A 6,439-nucleotide genomic window follows, 5' to 3' on the forward strand; every position below is an offset into this window, starting at 1 on the left:
TAGTTGTTTATTCATACATATATTATACCTTTTTTGCTGCTTTTCAAGAATTTGTGCGGTTTTGCCTTAGGGAAAAGTAAAAGCGCCGAGAAGTTATTCCCGACGCTTTTTGATTACCATACAGCCGCATATTATCGAAACGGTTTGTATGTTTTTGTTTTGGCTCCCCCACTATCTCTAAACGAGAAACAAACCGTTCAATATCGAGAGGGATTGTTTCAAATCCCTCTCGGCAGTTGAAGTTCACTTCAAATCTGTCCTCGTAGACATAGATAGAGTTGACGAACGTATTTATAATTCTCTGACGATTATCAATACTTGCTAAATCCAGCTTTTCCATATTCTTCAGCCAGAACTTAACCTGATCTTTGGTCAGAATTTGTGTTTGGATTTCCTCACGGGCAATTTTCACTTCAAGGTCGATTTTCAGACTTTCAAGCTCTGCCATTCGATTTTTTGTAGCAGATGTGATGATACCCTGTTCAATGGCTGACAGCAAATTGGCAATGCTCTTTTCAACCTCTGCCAGCTCTCTTTGATAAAGCGGTACAAGTGTACTCTCTTTTTCCTGCCATGAAATTACACGGTCTGCAATTTCTTCAATGACCTCATCCACAAAAATGTTTTCAACGGTAGCTTCAATAACAGCTTCCTCGACTTCATCTTTCTTTATCGCTTTTCGCTCACAGCCATCACGCTTCTTTGCTTTTACACATTTATAATAGTGGTACTTCTGTCCTGTACGTCCTGTTCCACTTTCACCTGCATAAACCGAACCACAGTCGCCGCACATCAACTTTCCCGTCAATAAATACTTTATCTCCGAACGAGAAGCAGACGGAGCATATTTGTTCTGTTCCGTTCTCTGCTGCGCCAGCGCAAAAAGTTCTCTTGAAATGATCGCTGGGATTCCATCGGAAACAACTATATCCCTATATTGATATTCACCAATGTATTTTCTATTTTGCAAGATTGTAGACACCGTTGTTTTGGTCATAGGCTTGTTTCGTGATGAACGGATACCATTTTCATTGAAGTACTCAACGATTTTTTTGATATGACGTCCATTAACATACATCAGAAATGCTTCCTTTACAAAAGGTGCGGTCAGCTCATCAATCTGATAATGCTTATTCTCGTCAACCTTATACCCTACAGGAATATATCCTCCATTGTACTGACACTTGAGAGCATTCTCAGTCATACCCCTGATAACTTTTTCAGAGAGTTCAGCCGAATAATATTCAGCATAACCTTCAAGTACCGATTCAAGAATGATACCCTCTGCACCCTCTGAGATTACCTCCGTTGCAGAAACGACCTTTACACCGTTCCGTCGGAGCGTAGCCTTGTAATGTGCTGAGTCATATCTGTTTCTTGCAAATCTGTCCAGCTTCCAAACAATGACCACATCGAAAAGTTCCTTTGCACTCTCCTTAATCATTCTCTGAAACTCAGGACGGTTATCAGTCTTTGCGGACATTGCTCTATCTATGTATGAGCCAACCAATGTATATCCCTTGCGAGTTGCGAACTCCTTACATTCACGAAGCTGTCCCTCAATACTCTCTTCTCTCTGGTTGTCACAAGAGTATCGTGCATAAATTACTGCCTTTATCATTATATACCTCCTGTCTTACTGCTTTGTCAATTGCCTTCTATATTTAATAGTATACCACTTTTAAAACAATTTGTCAACGCTTTAAAGTGCTAAATCGCATTTTTTATGATTAGAAAACAGCCAGCAGGAATTAAGGGGTTCCCGATTTTTCACACTCCTTATTTTTAAGGTATTCGGTATAGATTTTTTTACCCCTATCAGATTGGAAGAATTCCAACATAACAGGAAAGAAGCTCTGTACCAATGCGTCTTTCTGGTCATCGGTCAGAATTATATCACGCTGCTTCTGTTCGCTCATATTTTATCTCCCCCTTTACCAAGGGTATTGACAACCTTCTTCAATGCCCTGCCCGCTTTGAACACAGGGATACGCTCTCCTTTGAGGTCAGTTACAATATCAAAAGTACCGAACCCTCCGATTTTAATTTCCTCTCCCTGCATTATCAAAATGCGTATGGTATCCATTACCGCCTCAACAGAACGGTAGGCTTTTCCTCGGCTGATACCTTTCTGCTTTGCAACTGCGTCTATAAATTCATTCTTATCCATTAAACTCTGCCCCTTTCTCTTATACTCTTCGGAAATACCCTGCGATGAAATGTGATGTATCTTCTCTTTGTCGAGCCGATACGCTTCTGCGGACGGTATCTGACTTCCTTGCTCATTATCCAATGTACCTTAATATAATTAAGGGCAAAAAGCTGTTTCAAAACAGTCTGCATATTGAACGTTGCAAGGTTATTTTCAACGAGCAGTTTATCGCACATACCGATAACAACACTCGGTATCAGATATATGTACTCATCATCATAGTACCCCAGCAGCACCTTGTTCGGCACAGTATTCATATACTGCTTCACAGGGAGCAGATAATTATTGTTATCTGCAATGAACCTTTCGACGAGGTGCATGAAGCAGCAGGTCTGTTTATCTTCAAGTATCATAAATAGGTATCCCTCCGTCAAATCGCTTTGCGTTTCACAGGACGAACCTCAGCGGCGAGCTTTTCAAGGCGTTCCTGTATTTTCTTGATGTCATTGCCGTTCTCTTTATAGTACAGTTTCTTTTCCTTATCGGAACCATGAGCCAGCAAATCAGAAAGATACTCAACATAGTCGGTTCTTTTTAGGCTCTCAACAAACAGCGGGTGAAGCTGTTCCCATTGATTTTTGGGAGCATAGATTTTTCTCCACTCGTTGAGTTTTGATAAATACTCCGATACGGCAAGATTAGCATTTCTCAGCCAAACATGAAAATCGTTCTCAGACTTTAGCCTTGGATTAACAGAAACGGCGATTTCCCCATTAAAAAGGTTAAGTCCAAAATCATAGCTGATTTTCTTTGCAGCTTCAATCTGAGGGATACCGAACAGCTTTGCGGTAAAACCTGTGCAATCTCCCGTTGCCCCACAGCCGAAGCAATAGAAATGATCGTCATACACTTTCAGGCTTGGTGTTCTGTCATCGTGAAAGGGACAGCGAGCCATACCGGAGTGGTTCATCTGCAAGCCGTAGAATTTTGCTACGTCCCGCATAGATACCCTGCTGCGTATTTCATCAAAAACATTTTCCAATGAAACAACCCCTTTCGTTTTGTAATCTGAAAGGGGCTGAATTTTTATGGCGAGGTTCAGAACAATGCGGCGAAGAATCGTTCTGAGAATTAGACCCTTTCACCTATAAGGAAAATAATTGGAGTTTTTTTAGGGGTTACAGCACAACTTTTTTCATTTTCTACTTTTCGCACAAAAAACAATATTGAGCAATAGGCATATATACAAAATTTCACGATTTTCTCCTAATACCCCTAAAATTTCAAAGAAAATTTTCCTTATATATAAGAGGGCAAAAAAATTCTGCTGTTCGCTGCCGCAGAAAATTTCAAGAGGGGTATCCCTATACAGGAAAAAACATCAAAATGATGGTGTACGTATTTTTTTGTTTTGGGTATGCGTAGCAAGCACAGAAAGAATACGTATTCTTTCACAAATCGCCGCATTTTAGAGGATTACCCCTCAAAAATGCACATTCAGGAGGGAACCCTTACCCTGAATGTGGCTCTATAATATTTTTTAGGCTCTGCCTAAGACCAAAAACAATAGTGGAGGTGTACTTTTGAGAAAAACCAAACAGATTAAACGCAAGGAAGTAATATACAGCATTGAAGAATGGGAAGAAATAAAAAGGCTTGCCGAAATCGCTTCACTCAAAACAGGCACATATATAAAGCGAATATCCCTCAACGGAAAAATCAACGTCATTGACCTGAATGAAGTCACTCCCGTAATGAACGCTTTGCGTATTATCGGCAACAATATCAATCAGATTGCTAAAAAGGCAAATGAAATCAATAGCATTTATGCAGGAGATATTGAAGATTTAAAGGAGAACTACGAAGATATATGCCATACGTTAAATCTATTCCTATCCACTCTACCGTCAACCGCAGCATAGCCTACATATTAAATCCTGAAAAGACGGAAGATATGGTTTATACTACCGCCTTGAACTGTATGGCAAATGCTAAAGACGCATATAATGATATGAAAATGGTATATGAATATTTTTCGGGCAAAAAATATAACGCCCCTCCGCCGATAGACGGCAAAGGCAGCGTTAAAGCTATTCATTATATCCAATCCTTTGACCCAAACGAAAATATCACTCCCGAACAGGCTCACCGAATTGCAAAGGCTTTTGCAAGAAAGACTTTTGGTGATGATTGCCAGATAGTAATTGCCACACATCTTGACAAAGGACATCTGCACAACCACTTTATTCTGAACAGCTACTCCGTATCGGGCAAGAAATTTTATGATAATCAGACCACCTTGAAAAAGGTACGGGAATATTCCGACAGAGTATGCCTTGCTTTTGACATTCAGCCTATAAAGGAAAACAGAGGGCAAAGCAAAAATATTGCTTACAACGAATGGAAGCATAAAAAGCGTGGTACATCGTGGAAACAGAAAATCCGTCTTGATATTGACAGGCTTGTAGGTTCCGTAAAAAATATTGATGAACTGTTGTGCGAGCTTGAACTTATGGGATACTCAATAAAACGAGGAAAATATATTTCCATAAAAGCGGAGGAACAACAGCGATTTGTCAGAACAAAAACACTCGGAGAAGATTACACTGCCGAAAGCCTTATTTCCCGTATTCGTTGGCGTGATGTAGGGGCAGATGTTACCCTGAACGGAGAACCTGCTCCGATTCGTTCGGATTATATCAAAACTATTGATGAAGTGACGCAGCTTGCCGCTATGGGCAAAAAAGCTCAAAGAAAGCGTGACAGCAATGCACCCTACTCCCCTGCTAATGATATGGATATTTACAAGCTGTCCGCCCAGCTTACGATTATAAATCGTGACAATATCCATTCTATCGGAGAGTTGGAGGGCAAGATTGAAAATCTGAAAGCGGAGTATGAAACGGCGAGGAAAGAGCTGAACCAACTAACAGCCAAACAGGACAATATGGACAGCCTTATAGAACAGGCTGAACATTACTTTGAGCTTGCAGACAAGCCAAAGCTTACCCTATCAGAAAAGCTGAAACTGAATATTTGCAGGCAGACTATAAACGGCAGCACCATTCAGAGCCGTGCTGACCTTGAACGCATAAAATCTGTCAAGCAAGAAACGGACAAAAAAATTGAAGCTCTCAAATATAGCTTTGAGAACTGCAAACAGCTTTATGAGGTGTATGCTGATATTGCTCATACTTACTATGACATTTCAAGTGGAGATTATATCTTACGCCTTGTTGCAGAGGAACAGCAGAAACGAGAGCGTAAAGCTCAGCAGAATAAAAAGAACAAATCTATATAACAGAAAAAGCGGCTGCCGATGTCAGTTACGTCAAACGGCAACCGTTTTTTATATTGAGACAGATTAAATTGCTTGAGGTAAATATTATGATAATAACAGCATTATTATTTCACCATTACAAACTATCGACTCTAACTATAATACCTCTATCTTGCAAATTCGCATTACCTTTTGAAATCTCAATAGCAATTATGACCTCAATGTTTTTTTCATTTGTATAAATAACAACATCATTATAAGAAATAGGAGTATACTTACTTCTAACAAAAATAAACGGTTCTTCGTTTATCCATATTCGTATCGGATCACTATGCCCAATTCGTAGCATGAGTTCCTCTTCTTGTTCATTTATATATCTAAATTTAAACCATACAATTGTGTTACTAAACTTATCTGAATCAACCACCTCGCTTAACGAACAAATATTTTCTTTAAATATTTTGGGCAAATACTCTATTTTCAAATTACATAAAAAATCAATACATTCAATACTAGTTTGTTCTTGAACGCCATACAGCATGTTAGTTATAAATCTTGACTTTTTCACATTGTCAATTTTAATGCCATCCAGTTGCGGCAAGAATCTTCCTCCATCATCTGTTATCATGCTAATAGGTGCTTGTTTATAGTACAGCTTAAAATCCGAAATTTGATTAAAACAATAATACGAGATTGTTGTATATATGATAATCTTATTATCAAAAGCTTTGATTGACTTTACATAATTTTCTTCTGTATCCAACATTATCTTGAATCCATTAAGACCATCAACGATATTAAGTTTCCCTTGAACATTAGAGTATGATATAACAACTTTCACGCTCCATTTATCAAATTCATCCAACTCATAAGAAATACTATCCAACTCAATAGCAAACTTACTTGAGATACAATGATAGATTTACAATATAAGTGCAACACATGGAAAAAATAATGACACATAAAGCAACTCGTGTTATAATGGGAGTAACCACACAACCATAAAC

General features: G+C 38.8%; 8 protein-coding genes. 2 read left to right on the forward strand and 6 right to left on the reverse strand.

Annotated elements, in window-relative coordinates:
* Positions 1-43 precede the first annotated feature (43 nt).
* The 5 genes from OCV68_RS14185 to OCV68_RS14205 form a co-directional block, all read right to left on the reverse strand.
* Positions 44-1,621 (reverse strand): recombinase family protein, encoded by a 1,578-nt coding sequence (locus OCV68_RS14185; protein WP_262573644.1) that lies wholly within the window; start codon positions 1,619-1,621, stop codon positions 44-46.
* A 130-nt stretch (positions 1,622-1,751) separates the two neighbouring features.
* Positions 1,752-1,919: a hypothetical protein gene (locus OCV68_RS14190; protein ID WP_195388688.1), complete on the reverse strand. Its 168-nt coding sequence runs from the start codon at positions 1,917-1,919 to the stop codon at positions 1,752-1,754.
* Positions 1,916-2,170 (reverse strand): HU family DNA-binding protein, encoded by a 255-nt coding sequence (locus tag OCV68_RS14195; RefSeq protein ID WP_195388689.1) that lies wholly within the window; start codon positions 2,168-2,170, stop codon positions 1,916-1,918. The genes OCV68_RS14190 and OCV68_RS14195 overlap by 4 nt, the downstream gene beginning before the upstream one ends.
* Positions 2,170-2,565, reverse strand: coding sequence for a hypothetical protein (locus OCV68_RS14200; RefSeq protein WP_195388690.1), 396 nt, complete (start codon positions 2,563-2,565; stop codon positions 2,170-2,172). The genes OCV68_RS14195 and OCV68_RS14200 overlap by 1 nt, the downstream gene beginning before the upstream one ends.
* Before the next feature lie 17 nt (positions 2,566-2,582).
* Positions 2,583-3,194, reverse strand: coding sequence for a CHC2 zinc finger domain-containing protein (locus OCV68_RS14205; RefSeq protein ID WP_195388691.1), 612 nt, complete (start codon positions 3,192-3,194; stop codon positions 2,583-2,585).
* Between the two features lie 541 nt (positions 3,195-3,735).
* Here OCV68_RS14205 and OCV68_RS14210 point away from each other — a divergent pair.
* Positions 3,736-4,074, forward strand: a complete 339-nt coding sequence (locus OCV68_RS14210) for a plasmid mobilization protein (protein ID WP_243240729.1) — start codon at positions 3,736-3,738, stop codon at positions 4,072-4,074.
* Positions 4,023-5,453 (forward strand): relaxase/mobilization nuclease domain-containing protein, encoded by a 1,431-nt coding sequence (locus OCV68_RS14215; protein ID WP_262573649.1) that lies wholly within the window; start codon positions 4,023-4,025, stop codon positions 5,451-5,453. The genes OCV68_RS14210 and OCV68_RS14215 overlap by 52 nt, the downstream gene beginning before the upstream one ends.
* Before the next feature lie 115 nt (positions 5,454-5,568).
* Here the strand turns inward: OCV68_RS14215 and OCV68_RS14220 are convergent, their stop codons facing one another.
* The gene (locus OCV68_RS14220) at positions 5,569-6,318 is read right to left on the reverse strand and encodes a hypothetical protein (RefSeq protein WP_262573652.1); all 750 of its coding nucleotides are present in this window, start codon (positions 6,316-6,318) and stop codon (positions 5,569-5,571) included.
* Between the last annotated feature and the right edge of the window lie 121 nt (positions 6,319-6,439).

The sequence above is a fragment of the Huintestinicola butyrica genome (assembly GCF_025567215.1).
Lineage (GTDB): Bacteria > Bacillota > Clostridia > Oscillospirales > Ruminococcaceae > Huintestinicola > Huintestinicola butyrica.

Excerpts from the sequence above, each read along its gene's own strand:
- OCV68_RS14190 (WP_195388688.1), bottom strand. The coding sequence starts at position 1,919 with ATGAGCGAACAGAAGCAGCGTGATATAATTCTGACCGATGACCAGAAA.
- OCV68_RS14185 (WP_262573644.1), bottom strand. The coding sequence starts at position 1,621 with ATGATAAAGGCAGTAATTTATGCACGATACTCTTGTGACAACCAGAGA.
- OCV68_RS14195 (WP_195388689.1), bottom strand. The coding sequence starts at position 2,170 with ATGGATAAGAATGAATTTATAGACGCAGTTGCAAAGCAGAAAGGTATC.
- OCV68_RS14215 (WP_262573649.1), top strand. The coding sequence starts at position 4,023 with ATGCCATACGTTAAATCTATTCCTATCCACTCTACCGTCAACCGCAGC.
- OCV68_RS14200 (WP_195388690.1), bottom strand. The coding sequence starts at position 2,565 with ATGATACTTGAAGATAAACAGACCTGCTGCTTCATGCACCTCGTCGAA.